We start from the raw sequence: 14365 nt of genomic DNA, 5'->3' as shown, positions 1-14365 counted from the left end.
CAACGGTATTAAAGTGAAAATATAGCTAAATTTGAAGGATTATATGAAAGCATCTTTTAAAAAGTATTTACTCAATTTTAAAAACCCAAGTGGCACTTCTAGAGGAATCTTAAAGACTAAGGAAACATGGTTTCTTTTTTTGGAAGATGGCGTATCCTGGGGTATTGGTGAATGTGGACTTTTTAGAGGTCTTAGTTTTGATGATGTACCTGAATATGAAGAAAAATGTAATTGGGTAACCAAGAACATTGATTTAGGTGAAACTGAATTAATAAGCCAATTATCTAACTTTCCAAGTATTCAATTTGGTATTGAACAGGCCTTTTTATCGCTTCGTTCTAAAAACCCCTTTCATTTATTTGAATCTTCATTTGTTAAAGACCAGCAGCCCATAGCCATTAATGGCTTGGTTTGGATGGGCGATAAGGAATTTATGCATAGGCAAATAGAGGACAAGTTAGAAAACGGCTTTACCTGTATTAAAATGAAAATAGGTGCCATTGATTTTGATACGGAAGTAGCATTGTTAAAGTCTATTAGACAGCGCTATTCTAAAAAAGAAATTGAATTGCGTGTAGACGCAAATGGTGCATTTTTACCTAATGAGGCTTTAGATAAATTAAAAACATTATCAAAACTGGATCTACATTCCATAGAACAGCCTATTAAACAGGGACAATGGCAGGAAATGCAAAAACTCTGTAGAGATACCCCTTTGCCCATTGCTCTTGATGAAGAATTAATTGGGGTGACAGATGTAACTAAAAAGAATGAGTTGCTGCAAACTATACAACCTCAGTATATCATTTTAAAGCCTAGTCTGGTGGGTGGTATTGCAGGTAGTAATGAATGGATTTCCCTTGCGCAGGAAAATAGCATAGGGTGGTGGATCACTAGCGCATTGGAGAGCAATGTAGGGTTGAACGCCATAGCCCAATGGACAGCTACCTTGGGCAACCATATGCCGCAAGGTCTTGGTACCGGTGCTTTGTTCACCAATAATTTAGAAAGCCCGTTGCAAGTAAAGAATGGATGTTTGTTATATAATAAATCGCAAAATTGGAATAAAGGGTTAATTAGAAGTATATGTATATAGAACAAGCGTATAAAGGTTTAAGTGAGGGTTGGCGTTATATTTTGGGAATTTTAGGGGTGCTGTTTGTTTGGCAAATAATTGCTGCTATTCCGTTAATTGCTGCTTTGGCCCTAAAAGATGGTGGTATGTCTGCCATGATCAGTGGCGATATTGGTAGAATGTCATTGGTATTGGGTTCCAATTTGTTTTTGTTTCTCATGTTATTGACTTTTGCAATAGCGTTAATTTCCATTTTCGTATTTGTAAAGTATCTTCATAAGCAATCATTGACATCTCTGACTACTTCACGTAAAAAAGTAGATTTTAAGCGTGTTTGGTTTGCATTTTTTCTATGGTCCGCAATATCGGTAGGTTTTATATTTTTGGATATTTGGCTGTCTCCGGAAGATTACGAATTTAATTTTAAACCTGTTCCTTTTATTGTACTTGCAATAGTAGCTGTTTTTATGATTCCGCTTCAAACGAGTATGGAAGAATATTTTATGCGGGGATACATGATGCAAGGGTTGGGCACTATGACAAAAAATAAGTGGTTCCCATTAGTGTTTACTTCCTTGTTGTTCGGTTTACTTCATATCATGAACCCTGAGGTGGAAAAATTAGGATACGGTATATTGGTATTTTATATTGGTACCGGCTTTTTTCTGGGTATTATTACATTAATGGATGAAGGTCTGGAATTGGCATTGGGCTTTCATGCTGCCAATAACCTTACCACTGCCTTATTGGTTACCGCAGATTGGACCGCATTTCAAACGGATTCGTTATACCGTGATATTTCTGACCCCGTGCTAGGTTGGGATATTCTTGTGCCGGTTTTGGTCGTATTTCCTATTTTACTGATTTTATTTTCCAAAAAATACAAATGGACCAATTGGAAAGAGAAACTTGCCGGTAAAGTTGTATCCAGGGAAGAATTTTTAAATACGGAAAAAGAGGAAATTGTACAACACTAGGATACACCCATATTTTTCAATATATGGTCGTCTATACAGTAAGGATGACCTACTGGAACTTGGTTATAGTTTGATCAAGGAAGGCGAAGAATTTGAAATGCATATTGGTGGGTTTATTCTGGATTGGATAGATAGTTCACCAACCATATTGGTAAAAACATCTGGATCTACAGGAACACCAAAAGATATTGCTTTAAAAAAAGAGCAGATGGTAAATAGTGCTTTGGCAACGGGCAACTATTTTAATTTAACTTCAAAATCCTCTGTTTTACTATGTTTACCGGCAACCTATATTGCTGGTAAAATGATGTTGGTTAGGGCTATGGTATTGGGGTTAGATATCCATTTCGTATCGCCTACTTCAAGTCCGTTGGAATTTGTTGACAGATCGTTTGATTTTGGTGCTATGGTACCCATGCAAGTTGCCAATTCTCTATCCAAACTCAACCTTATTAAAAAATTAATTATTGGTGGTGCGCCAATTTCAAATTCTATAAGAGAAGAATTAAAGGGTATTGATAATAGTAGTTATGAAACTTATGGTATGACAGAGACCATTACCCATATAGCTGTAAAACCGTTGAACAATAAAATGGCAAAAAATACTCCTTTTACGGTTTTGCCAAATATAGAAATTTCAACCGATGCAAGAGGTTGTTTGGTAATTAACGCTCCAAATATTTCAGATGAACCAGTAATAACCAATGATGTTGTGGACATAATCTCTACCAAGGAATTTTATTGGCTGGGTAGGTTTGACAATGTTATTAATTCCGGCGGGGTAAAGGTACATCCGGAACATATTGAAAAAGTAATTTCAAATTATATGGATATTCCGTTTTTTGTTGCAGGTATTGCAGATGAAGATTTAGGAGAGAAAGTGGTTTTGGTAGTTGAAAATGGCGTTAAGGAGGATATTAAGCAAACACTGGATACCATTACTGATTTTAAAAAATTTGAGAAGCCAAAATCGATTGTGGTGTTAAAAGAATTTATACGTACGGAAAGCGGAAAAATACAACGCTTTAAAACGTTGTCCTTATTGAAAACTTAACTTCCCTAGCTGTAAATAGTAGTTTACTCATTTATCATTTTTATAAAGCACTTTTCATAATAGGTTTATTACTCAAACTTTAAACCAATTATTATGAAAAACGCAACTTTCTTATTTTTTCTTCTCAGTGGCTTTTGGATGTTTTCGCAACAGGTTGAAATATCTGGTTTTGTTTATGATCATAATGGAAACCCATTACCTGGGGCACATGTACTGGAAAAAGGAACAAGCAACAGTACTCAAACCGACTTTGATGGGCATTATGTTTTAACGGTGCGGCAAGGGGCCAAATTGGAATATAAATATGTTGGTTACAAAACTCATGAAGTTAAAATAAAAGATAAGTTGATCATTAATGTGTCTCTTGAAGAAGATTATGAAATGTTACAAGAGGTTGTCGTTACAGGGTATGGTATTCAAAGAAAATCTCAAATAACGGGTGCTGTTACCAATATAAATAAACAATCTTCCAATACTGACATCAGTAGCCTTTTACAGGGTAAGGTAAGCGGTGTTAATATTAGAGGAATAAGTTCTGTACAACATAAAAAAGTTAGAGGTGCAGTAAAAAGCCCTTTGTACCTTGTTGAAGGAGCTCCTGTAGAAAAGCAATACAACCATACTGTACAGCCGCCTTTCGAAATAAAAAAAGGAAATTATCCTGTTAAGAACGATGAAAATTATGCCAGCATCTATGAAAATCAGTTCCATAATGTTGGTGTCAATCCGTTGTCTACTTTTTCAATTGATGTGGATAAAGCCGCTTATAGTAACATTAGAAGATTCATAAATAGGGGGCAACAGGTTCCAATTGATGCGGTCAAGATTGAAGAAATGATTAATTACTTTGATTATGACTATCCGCAACCAAAAGGTCAACACCCTTTTTCCGTACATACCGAGGTTGCACAAACTCCGTGGAATGAAGATACTAAACTAGTCCGCATTGGTTTACAAGGAAAAGAATACCTAAATGAGGAATTACCTGCATCCAACCTTACGTTTCTTATTGATGTTTCCGGTTCCATGTCAAGTGAAAACAAATTGCCATTACTGAAATCGGCGTTCAAACTTTTAATAAATCAATTAAGGGAAAAAGACAAGGTGTCCATAGTGGTGTATGCAGGTGCGGCAGGTGTGGTACTTGAGCCTACTTCCGGTAAGGACAAGGCGAAGATTATAAACGCTTTAAATACGCTTGAGGCAGGTGGTTCTACAGCTGGTGGAGAGGGTATAGAATTAGCATATAAGTTAGCGGAGAAAAACTATAAAAAGCATGGTAACAATAGGGTTATATTGGCAACTGATGGTGATTTTAATGTAGGTCTATCAAACGATAAGGAAATGGAAAAACTTATTACAGGCAAAAGAGCGTCTGGAGTTTATCTTTCTGTACTAGGTTTTGGTATGGGGAACTACAAAGATTCTAAACTGGAAACTTTAGCGGATAAAGGTAATGGCAACCATGGCTATATCGATACTATGCAAGAGGCTCAAAAATTATTTGGTAAGGAATTTGGGGGTACTTTATTTACCATTGCAAAAGATGTAAAATTACAAGTAGAGTTCAATCCAGCCAAAGTAAAGTCCTATAGATTAATTGGATATGAAAACAGATTGTTGGCAGATGAGGATTTTACCAATGATGCCAAGGACGCCGGTGAAATGGGTAGCGGGCATAAGGTAACTGCACTATATGAGATTGTGGAAGTAGGTGGTTCCTCAAATTATACAAAAGATGATATTAAATTAAAATATGTTGATCCTATAAATAATAATACGTTTTCTGACGAGTTGTTTACGGTAAAATTCAGGTATAAGAAACCTGATGGAAATAAAAGTATTGAATTGGTTCATGTACAGAATGCTATTATTAAAGAAATGTCCAAAGACTTTCAATTTGCCGCTGCTGTAGCATTATTCGGGCAACAATTAAGGCAATCGGCATTTACTAACAATACCTCAGTTAACACTATTGTTCAATTAGCTGAGCAGGGCAGGGGTAAAGATGAAAATGGTTATAGGGCTGAATTTGTCAGGTTGGTTAAAAGTTATAATGAAAGATTGGTAATGGATAATTAATGATTTTATTCAATCTATAATATTTAACGGATTTTAAGGAATAGGTAATATTGAAAGTATGTTATTTCGTATTTTAAAGACCAAACTAAATAACGAACATGAAAAACCTATTCCTTTTTCTTTGCATTTTTTTTATTGCTAAAATCAACGCCCAACAAATCCTCAGCGAAAAAGAAAGAGCCATTGTTATAGATGAAATTCTAGACGATCGTTTTAATAATCTATTGCCGCAACTAATGGATGCCGCCAATATAGATATGTGGGTAGTCATATCTAGGGAGTATAATGAAGATCCGGTGCTGAAAACAATGCTGCCCGCTACATGGCTTAATGCCCGTAGAAGAACAATTCTGTTGTTTTATAGGGACAAGGCCAAAAATACAATTGAAAAACTTGCTGTTGCTCGTTATAATGTGGGTAAGAATATTGTCTCTGCTTGGGATAAGGAGAAAGAGCCCGATCAATGGAAAAGATTAATGCAATTGATATCAGAAAGAAATCCAAAGAAAATTGGACTCAATTTTTCCAAGGACCATAATATTGCAGACGGATTGGATAAAACCGATTATGATGAATTTATGGCGAATCTGCCTAAAAAGTTCACATCAAAAGTCACATCTGCAGAGCAACTTGCCGTACGTTGGATCGAGACAAGATCAGAACGTGAAATGGTCATTTATGATCAATTGGTAGATATTACACACGATATTATTGCAGAAGCTTTTTCTGAAAAAGTTATTACTCCAGGTATTACCACAACTTCTGATGTGGAATGGTGGATGCGTCAAAAAGTAACTGATCTTGGATTGGAAACATGGTTTCACCCAACGGTAGATGTGCAACGTAGTAAAGAGCAACTGGTAAGTCACTTATATTCGTTTTCCGGTAGACCAGAGGACATGGTTATTTTACCGGGAGACTTGGTACATTGTGATTTTGGCATTACCTATCTAAGGCTGAATACGGACTGCCAAGAATTGGCCTATGTTTTAAAACCCGAAGAACTAACAGCTCCGGATTTCTTGATCAACGGACTAAACGATGGAAATAGAGTACAAGACTTCTTGACTACCAATATGGTAAACGGTAGAACGGGGAATGAAATTTTGGCAATGTCCTTAAAACAGGCCAAGGATGCCGGTCTTAAGCCTTCTATATACACCCATCCTTTGGGGATGTACGGACATTCCGCCGGTACTACAATAGGTATGTGGGATGCTCAAGGTGGAGTCATGAAAGATGATGGAGAGAATTATCCGTTGAATCCAAATACCGTATATGCTATTGAATTAAATACTACGGTCAACATTCCTGAATGGAACAGGGATATCCGCATTATGCTTGAAGAAGCCGGTTATTATGGTGAGGAAGGCTTTAGATATGTAAATGGTAGACAAACAGAACTTTTGTTGATTCCAAGGGTAAAAGGGCATCAGGGTAATTAGTATTATGCAGGTTAGATTATTTTCCTCAGTGTAAATGTTCTTTATTTTTAAAATAGATTTACCGTAATAGTCTGTTGTTCAATATTTTATGATGATATTGTAAAGTTTTTATTATGAAAAAGAATTTAAAGTACTATAAACTATTCTTTACGTTTTTCTTGTGTATTCAAATAAGTTATACACAAAATTCCTTTAAAGAGGTTACCATTTGCTGGGATCAATCATCTTCAATGATAACGCGAAATTTACAATTGGATTTTGAATATTTAGATGAGTATTTTACAAATAATCCTAACATGAAGGTAAAACTACTTTTGTTTGGAATTGATATTCAAGAACAACATCTTCAAGTAAGTAATGGAAATTGGGGGCAATTAAAAGATGTGCTTTCTAGTATAACATATGATGGAGCAAGTATTTTTTCAAATTTAAATGATAAGATAAATGATGATAAGGAGGTTTTGGTTTTTACTGATGGAAATAGATTATTTAAAAAAGATTTCCTCTTTTTGCCAGATAATAGTATTCTAATAAATTCTAATATATATCATAATTTAAAAAATTTACAACGAACAGCATTAAGGAATAATAGCAGTTTTGTCAATTTTGCAAATTCTTCTGATGCTAAAGGTATTTCTAAAGAATCTTCATTCAAAAGTAAAGATTCTAAAAATAATCTTAAGGGTATCGTTTATATCGATACCAAACCTTCTCCTAATTTAAGCGTTGGTTTAAAAGGTAGTTTGCAAAGTGTTATTACAGCTGCTGATGGTAGTTTTAATATAAATGCACAAGTTGGAGATTCTCTTGTTGTTACCAATTCTAGTGGGAAGATTTTAAAAATTGTCCCTGTAGAATTTATAAAGTACACTAAAATACTTTTGGAGTCAAGTCTTATTGCGTTAGATGAGGTAACTGTTGTGGAAGAAAAAGAATCAATAGAATATGTAAGTAATGGTTATAATACTTATAATAAGGACGGGATAGGATATAAAATAGAAACAATAGAGTCAGATGAAATTGCCGCTGTTGAAACTTCTGCTGGTGATGTAGTAAGGAATAAAATTTCAGGTGTTAACGTTGCCACCCAAAACTCTTCGGGTGTTGAAGGCGGATTGGCTCAGACAGAGATAAGAGGTAGGCATTCAATAAATATGGATAGTAATGCCATGATTGTTGTTGATGGAATTCCGATAAACCGAAGCTCTGTCAATGATGTAATAAATGTCAATTTTATTGACCCTGGAAACATAGAGAAAGTATCGGTTTTAAAAGGCTTGGCAGCTACTAATATTTGGGGTAGTGCTGGTGCAAATGGAGTTATTTTGATAACTACAAAAACTGGAAATACTTCAAGCTCTTCTAAAATGATAACAGAAGATAAGGCACTACTAAAAAATAACGTTTATGATATAAATAGTGAATTTATAGACCAAGAGTCTTCATATACTAAGGCATTTAGAGCTTCTAAATCTCTTTCAGATGCTTACGATGCTTATAAAACTTTAAAAAATGCTGATTCAGCAAACAATATGCTTTATTTGGATGCTTTTTCTTTTTTCAAGGAAAAGGATGTAAACTTAGCTTTGGTAATACTTTCTAATTTATGGGAAAACAACCCAGAGAATGTTGAAGTTTTAAAACTTTTGTCACTCGCCTTTACAAGTATAGATTATTATGATTTGGCAGCTATATTAAATGATGAAATTATAAATATTGTTCCTAAAGATGTAAATGCTCATTTGAGCCAAGCTTTAGTATTTAAGGAGCAAGGAAAACCAAAACTTACATATAAAAAATTAGATGTCATGCTTAATGGTAATTCTAGTATCTATTCAAATGGAATATCAAAAACCCTAAATAGAGAAATAAAAAATTTAGTTTTTACAAATAAATCTGATTTGGTCGGATTGAGTATAGATTCTAAGCATTTAAATAGTTTAAAGTACAAAGTACGTATGGTTTTTGAATGGAATTTCCCTGGAGCAGAATTTGAACTACAATTTGTAAATCCTAAAAATCGCTATTATAATTGGAAACATACCAATGAAGAAAACAAGGATAGATTAATAAATGAAATTAATAATGAATTTAGGTTAGAAGAGTTTGAATTTAATGGCGATGAAGCTAATGGAAAATGGATCGTCAATGCAGTATCATTGCAAGATTTAAAATCAAATAAAGGACTTCCTTTGGTTTTGAAAGCAACGATATATAGAGATTATGGATATCCGGAACAAAAAAAAGAACAAGTTTTTGTTTATTTCACTAATTATAATGAAAAGAAGAATCTTTTAAATATAAATGTGGACTAATTTGTTTTTCCTATTTCAATATTAGTTTCCACTTTCAGGAAAGTTAATTCAATAATTTATTTATAACCTATGGGAGGGGCTATAAGGAACTATTTAATTTAAATAGCGTTGAAGATTATTTTGAAGGCGTATTACCTATGTGGCTCGATATTAACAGAATTGAACGAATAGTTATGATTTAAGGAACGATTGGGGGCCAAAAAGGGGGTTATGAAACTGATGCAATTTTAATTATTAATATTGAGGGTTTCCAAAATGCGGCCGTCCAACCCGGGATAAATGAACCTTACGAAAGGACTGGATTACGCGATAATATTTACCTAAACAATGCCATTGATAAAAGGGATGTTAGAAAAAGGGCCTACGCTATCTAAAGGAGCTTTACGCTAGTATTAATGCTGAAGAGGTATATGGTGTATATGAAATATACGTTCATAATTTCGGTTCCTTGTACGGCTCTGTGATAGATACTTATTATTACCTTGTAGTGCGGCTGTATTAACTTTTTATTGAAGAGGCATCTAAAAAAAAGTTAATTCAGTACGTCAAACATCAATAATATATAGACTTAATTCTTAAGGCATTATCGATTTAAGTTTTCATAAATTTAGATGTGAAATCGCATTATTTTGTAATATATTTATGGCAAACACTATTTATGAAATCTTTTTTAGGCCTTTTAATTGTTTTTAGTTCTTTAACCGTATGGTCACAAACCCGTGAAACAGAAATTAAGGGTGTTGTAACATCTTATGGCGCTCCTTTACCTAATGCCAATATTTCTCTAAAAGGATCATCTTCAGGTATACAAACAGACAGTAATGGTAAATATGCAATTATTGCTAGTCCCTGGGATATTTTGGTCTTTAGTTATATGGGTATGAAAACGGTAGAGATTATTGTGGAGGATGTGACCAAGATATTGAATATAGAGCTGTTACCCGTTGTTCAGGAATTGGATGAGGTAACCGTAGAGCAGAAAAAATTAAAAGGTCAAGAATCCATGGCTATTGAATACGCTACCAAAAAAAGTATCATACGTACTGCATATGGTTTTATAGATGCGGAAAATGCAGGGTATGAAATGAATTTTGTCGATGGTGCCAGTATTAATAGTAGTGCTATTTACCTCGCCGATGCCTTAATTGGTGTACTGCCAGGTTTAAGACGTGGAGATGGAAATACCGTGCTATTAAGGGGCGGAGGTTCCTTGGAAAACCCACGCCCCCCAATATTTGAGATAGATGGGGTAATATTTACGGAGACTCCAGATTTTTTAGATCTAAGCAGTATAGATAGAATTGCGATAATCCCAGGTTTAAAAGGTTCAATTAAATATGGGAATATTGCCAGTGGCGGGGTAATCATTATCAATACAAAAGGAAAGTTCTTAAAACGGGAAGAAGGTTCGGATAAACCTTATGATCAGGCCAAGTTACGGAACAATAAGTACAATGAGTCCATGGCAACCAGTACGTTAAAGCGATCTAATCCTATCTATATTACCAAAATGGATGAAGCGATTAATAATAATAAACTTACGGAGGTCTTTCTGGAACAAGAAAAAATATATGGCAGTTCACCATACTTTTACTTGACTGCCTTAAAACATTTTAATGAGAAATCTACTAATGATTTTATAGGCCAAATTGAAACCAAACTTTTGCAAAAATTTGAGGATAATCCTAATGTATTAAAAGGGCTTGCGTACTTATATGAAAATCAAAATAGGGTTGGTGAGGCATTATCATTGTATAAAAAGATCTTTGTGTTAAGACCAAGATATACACAATCCTATAGAGATCTTGCCAATATGTACGTAGTAAATAAACAATACCAAAAAGGTTTGGGTATTTATGCCAGATACAAAAGTTTTAGAAAATTGGATACTATAGCTCCTATAGAAGACGGTATAGATGCCGTTATGGATACCGAAACTACGAATCTTATGGCTTTACATGCAGACCAATTATCCATATCCAGTGAAGAAAGGATAGATGGGGATATTGGCGGTATACGTATACTTTTTGAGTGGAATAACAGTGAGGCGGAATTTGACTTGCAATTTGTAAATCCACAAGCGCGTTATTTTACGTGGAGCCATAGTTTGGAAAATGAATCTGAACGCATTTATGATGAAAAGATCAAGGGCTACTCTTGTAAGCAATTTTTAATTGATGAAACACAAGAAGGTGTCTGGAAAGTGAATTTAAAATATCTTGGAAATAAAGGTTTTGACCCTACCTATCTTAAAACCACGGTGTATTATGATTATGGGAGACCTTCGCAAAAAGAAACCATACAGATCACTGAAATGTCCGAAAAAAATATCAATAGGGCTCTCCTTTCCATTGTGGCCAGAAATAAGTTTGGGAAATAATATCCATTATTTCCCAATCATCAAAAAATTATATCTAATCAATTTAAACCTGCAAAACCCCCATATTAAAAGGCTTCTCGATTGGTGCATGGTCTGCAGCTTCGATACCCATTGATATCCATTTACGGGTGTCTTTGGGGTCTATAATAGCATCGGTCCATAATCTCGATGCCGCGTAGTATGGAGAAACTTGATTGTCATATCTTTTCTTTATCTTATCGTAAAGCTCCGTTTCTTTTTCCTCAGTGATGGTTTCACCTTTCTTTTTCAATGAAGCCTTCTCAATTTGTAATAAAACTTTTGCAGCAGAGTTTCCGCTCATTACAGCTAATTCTGCGCTTGGCCAGGCAACAATCAACCTAGGGTCATAAGCTTTACCGCACATGGCATAATTTCCTGCGCCGTAGCTATTTCCTATTACGATAGTGAATTTTGGCACGACGGAGTTACTAACCGCATTTACCATTTTGGCACCATCTTTAATGATTCCGCCATGTTCACTTTTACTACCTACCATAAAACCGGTAACATCCTGTAAAAACACCAGCGGAATTTTCTTTTGATTGCAATTGGCAATAAATCGTGTCGCTTTATCTGCAGAGTCGGAATAAATGACTCCGCCAAACTGCATTTCCCCTTTTTTGGTCTTGACCACTTTTCTTTGATTGGCAACGATACCTACCGCCCAGCCATCTATACGGGCATATCCGGTCAATATGGTTTGTCCGTATCCGGCTTTGTATTCTTCAAATTCAGAATTGTCCACCAAGCGTTTAATGATTTCCATCATATCATATTGCTCCGCTCTTGAACCGGGCAATATGCCGTATATATCCTCTGGATTCTCTTGGGGTTTCATGCTTTTTTTTCGGTTAAAACCAGCTCGAGGAAAATCACCGATTTTATCCATAATATTTTTAATAGTGTCCAATGCTGCTGCATCATCTTTAGCTTTATAATCGGTAACACCACTAATTTCACAATGGGTAGTAGCGCCGCCCAAGGTTTCATTATCAATACTTTCACCTATGGCCGCTTTTACCAGGTAACTACCTGCCAAAAATATACTTGCCGTTTTATCGACGATCAATGCCTCATCACTCATTATAGGCAAGTACGCACCACCTGCAACACAACTTCCCATTACGGCAGATATTTGGGTAATACCCATACTGCTCATTATAGCATTGTTCCTGAATATTCTTCCAAAATGTTCCTTGTCGGGAAAAATTTCGTCTTGCATGGGTAGGTATACCCCGGCGCTATCTACCAAGTAAATGATCGGTAATCTATTTTCAATGGCAATTTCTTGGGCACGTAGATTTTTTTTTGCGGTAATAGGGAACCATGCGCCTGCTTTTACAGTCGCATCATTGGCTACTACGATACATTGCTTTCCTTTTACATATCCAATTTTTATGACAACACCGCCAGAAGGGCAGCCACCATGTTCTTTATACATACCTTCTCCTACAAAGGCGCCAATTTCAATTCGTTCAGATTTTGGATCCAAAAGATAGTCTATGCGCTCTCTGGCCGTCATTTTGCCTTGGTCGTGCTGCTTGGCAATTTTTGCCTTTCCTCCTCCTAATTGGACTTCTGCCAGTTTGCGCCGTAAGTCTGATAATAACAACTTATTCTTATCTTCGTTCTGATTGAATTTTAAATCCATTAGCTTAATTTCTTTTCTTCGGATAAAGATAAGAAGTTAATTTTGGTGTACATGCAACAAAAATAGAAAGTATGATTAAATGGGGTATAGTCGGTGCCGGAAATATAGCACATAGTTTTTCAAAGGATTTGGCATTGGTCCGTGGTGGAGAGCTGGTATCGGTAGCTTCAAGAGATTTGGAAAAGGCAAAAGGCTTTTCGGCAATTTACGGAGCGCCAAATGCTTATGGAAGTTATGAGGAGCTGTTTAAAAGTAATACGGTAGATGTCGTATATATAGCCACACCGCACACTTCTCATGCAGAACTCAGTATAGCCGCCATGAACCATGGTATTAATGTACTCTGTGAAAAACCTATTGGGGTCAATAAAGATCAGGTCAAGGAAATGTTTCAGGTGGCAAGGGCACAAAATGTTTTTTTAATGGAAGCCTTATGGAGCAGGTTTAACCCAACCATTAAAAAAGTCAAGGAAATGGTAGACGATGGTAGCATTGGCGATATTGGATATTTACATGCAGACTTTGCTTTCTATGCATTGGATAGGGATGAAAAAGGCAGGCTCTTGAATACATCACTTGCCGGTGGTTCGTTATTGGATATTGGTATCTATCCCATATTTCTATCGTATTTGTTATTGGGTATGCCCAAGGATATCAAAGCTTCTGCACATTTTTTTAAAACTGGTGTAGAAATGCAGGTCAGTATGATTTTTAGTTATGAAAAAGCCCAGGCTATGCTTTATAGCGGTTTAAACTCCAATTCTGAAATGAAAGCAGAAATTGCAGGTAGCAAGGGATCTATCTATATTCATCCAAGATGGCACGAAACAACAGGATATACCTTGGAAGTTGATGGAGACTCTACTGTAAATGAAGTAGGTAAGCTTGGAAAAGGCTATACCTATGAAATTGAAGAGGTACATACTTGCCTAAACTCAGGAAAAAAGGAAAGTAGTTTATGGAGCCATAAGAACAGCTTGGATTTAATAGAAATTATGGATACCGTAAGGAGTAAAACAGGAATTGTTTTCCCCTTTGAATAATAGCATAGTTAAAATTGGACAGATGTTTTAAAATTTACGATATTTGAAGTTCGCTTAATTTATAATTCAATAGAACATGAACAAGAACACAGTGCTCGCATGGGCCACTTTTATTATGATATTTGTAGGCTTGGCCTTGATCGCATTAGGCGCTTTTCGTTATGATGATGTTGCAGGATGGGGGTTTGCTTCCGTAGGTATAGGTTTCTTTGCCATTGCCTGGGTTTTCAACGCACTTAAAGGCAGGGTTTAGGACTTCTTGGTTCAACTGTGGGTATAAAATATCTACAGGGTTATAATAATTCAATTAATACAGTATTTT

The 14365-nt window shown here is 35.5% G+C and carries 10 protein-coding genes; 9 read left to right on the top strand and 1 reads right to left on the bottom strand.

Going from position 1 to position 14365, the window contains the following annotated elements:
- Positions 1–43: 43 nt before the first annotated feature.
- The 7 genes from CHB68_RS13640 (at position 44) to CHB68_RS13610 (ending at position 11328) form a co-directional block, all read left to right on the top strand.
- Positions 44–1096: an o-succinylbenzoate synthase gene (locus tag CHB68_RS13640; protein WP_089261559.1), complete on the top strand. Its 1053-nt coding sequence runs from the start codon at positions 44–46 to the stop codon at positions 1094–1096.
- A complete protein-coding gene (locus CHB68_RS13635) occupies positions 1087–2052 on the top strand; it encodes a CPBP family intramembrane glutamic endopeptidase (RefSeq protein ID WP_089261557.1) in 966 nt (321 codons plus the stop codon). The genes CHB68_RS13640 and CHB68_RS13635 overlap by 10 nt, the downstream gene beginning before the upstream one ends.
- On the top strand, positions 2039–3106 hold the full coding sequence (locus CHB68_RS13630; protein WP_089261555.1) for an AMP-binding protein: 1068 nt from the start codon (positions 2039–2041) through the stop codon (positions 3104–3106). Before CHB68_RS13635 ends, CHB68_RS13630 begins: the two co-directional genes overlap by 14 nt.
- Positions 3107–3199: 93 nt before the next feature.
- Complete coding sequence (locus CHB68_RS13625) at positions 3200–5188, top strand: vWA domain-containing protein (RefSeq protein ID WP_089261553.1); 1989 nt, start codon at positions 3200–3202, stop codon at positions 5186–5188.
- 98 nt (positions 5189–5286) lie between these two features.
- On the top strand, positions 5287–6633 hold the full coding sequence (locus CHB68_RS13620; RefSeq protein ID WP_089261551.1) for a M24 family metallopeptidase: 1347 nt from the start codon (positions 5287–5289) through the stop codon (positions 6631–6633).
- Positions 6634–6746: 113 nt separating this feature from the next.
- Positions 6747–8948 carry a TonB-dependent receptor plug domain-containing protein gene (locus tag CHB68_RS13615; RefSeq protein WP_089261549.1) on the top strand — a complete coding sequence of 734 codons (2202 nt, stop codon included), beginning with the start codon at positions 6747–6749 and terminating at the stop codon, positions 8946–8948.
- Positions 8949–9606: 658 nt separating this feature from the next.
- Positions 9607–11328: a carboxypeptidase-like regulatory domain-containing protein gene (locus CHB68_RS13610; RefSeq protein WP_089261547.1), complete on the top strand. Its 1722-nt coding sequence runs from the start codon at positions 9607–9609 to the stop codon at positions 11326–11328.
- Between the two features lie 43 nt (positions 11329–11371).
- On the opposite strand, the gene CHB68_RS13605 is transcribed toward CHB68_RS13610, so the two are convergent.
- A complete protein-coding gene (locus CHB68_RS13605) occupies positions 11372–13000 on the bottom strand; it encodes an acyl-CoA carboxylase subunit beta (RefSeq protein WP_089261545.1) in 1629 nt (542 codons plus the stop codon).
- A gap of 71 nt (positions 13001–13071) precedes the next feature.
- Between CHB68_RS13605 and CHB68_RS13600 the strand changes: the two genes are divergently transcribed.
- Positions 13072–14043, top strand: coding sequence for a Gfo/Idh/MocA family protein (locus CHB68_RS13600; RefSeq protein ID WP_317043829.1), 972 nt, complete (start codon positions 13072–13074; stop codon positions 14041–14043).
- Between the two features lie 76 nt (positions 14044–14119).
- Positions 14120–14296, top strand: a complete 177-nt coding sequence (locus CHB68_RS18600) for a CAL67264 family membrane protein (RefSeq protein WP_089261541.1) — start codon at positions 14120–14122, stop codon at positions 14294–14296.
- Positions 14297–14365 lie beyond the last annotated feature (69 nt).

This window comes from Maribacter sedimenticola (assembly GCF_900188415.1).
Classification (GTDB): domain Bacteria; phylum Bacteroidota; class Bacteroidia; order Flavobacteriales; family Flavobacteriaceae; genus Maribacter; species Maribacter sedimenticola.
This window is presented reverse-complemented; position numbering and strand designations above follow the sequence as displayed.

Bases quoted from the DNA above. Each gene is read 5' to 3' on its own strand.
- CHB68_RS18600 (WP_089261541.1), top strand. From the start codon at position 14,120: ATGAACAAGAACACAGTGCTCGCATGGGCCACTTTTATTATGATATTT.
- CHB68_RS13615 (WP_089261549.1), top strand. From the start codon at position 6,747: ATGAAAAAGAATTTAAAGTACTATAAACTATTCTTTACGTTTTTCTTG.
- CHB68_RS13610 (WP_089261547.1), top strand. From the start codon at position 9,607: ATGAAATCTTTTTTAGGCCTTTTAATTGTTTTTAGTTCTTTAACCGTA.
- CHB68_RS13640 (WP_089261559.1), top strand. From the start codon at position 44: ATGAAAGCATCTTTTAAAAAGTATTTACTCAATTTTAAAAACCCAAGT.
- CHB68_RS13600 (WP_317043829.1), top strand. From the start codon at position 13,072: ATGATTAAATGGGGTATAGTCGGTGCCGGAAATATAGCACATAGTTTT.
- CHB68_RS13625 (WP_089261553.1), top strand. From the start codon at position 3,200: ATGAAAAACGCAACTTTCTTATTTTTTCTTCTCAGTGGCTTTTGGATG.
- CHB68_RS13620 (WP_089261551.1), top strand. From the start codon at position 5,287: ATGAAAAACCTATTCCTTTTTCTTTGCATTTTTTTTATTGCTAAAATC.
- CHB68_RS13605 (WP_089261545.1), bottom strand. From the start codon at position 13,000: ATGGATTTAAAATTCAATCAGAACGAAGATAAGAATAAGTTGTTATTA.
- CHB68_RS13635 (WP_089261557.1), top strand. From the start codon at position 1,087: ATGTATATAGAACAAGCGTATAAAGGTTTAAGTGAGGGTTGGCGTTAT.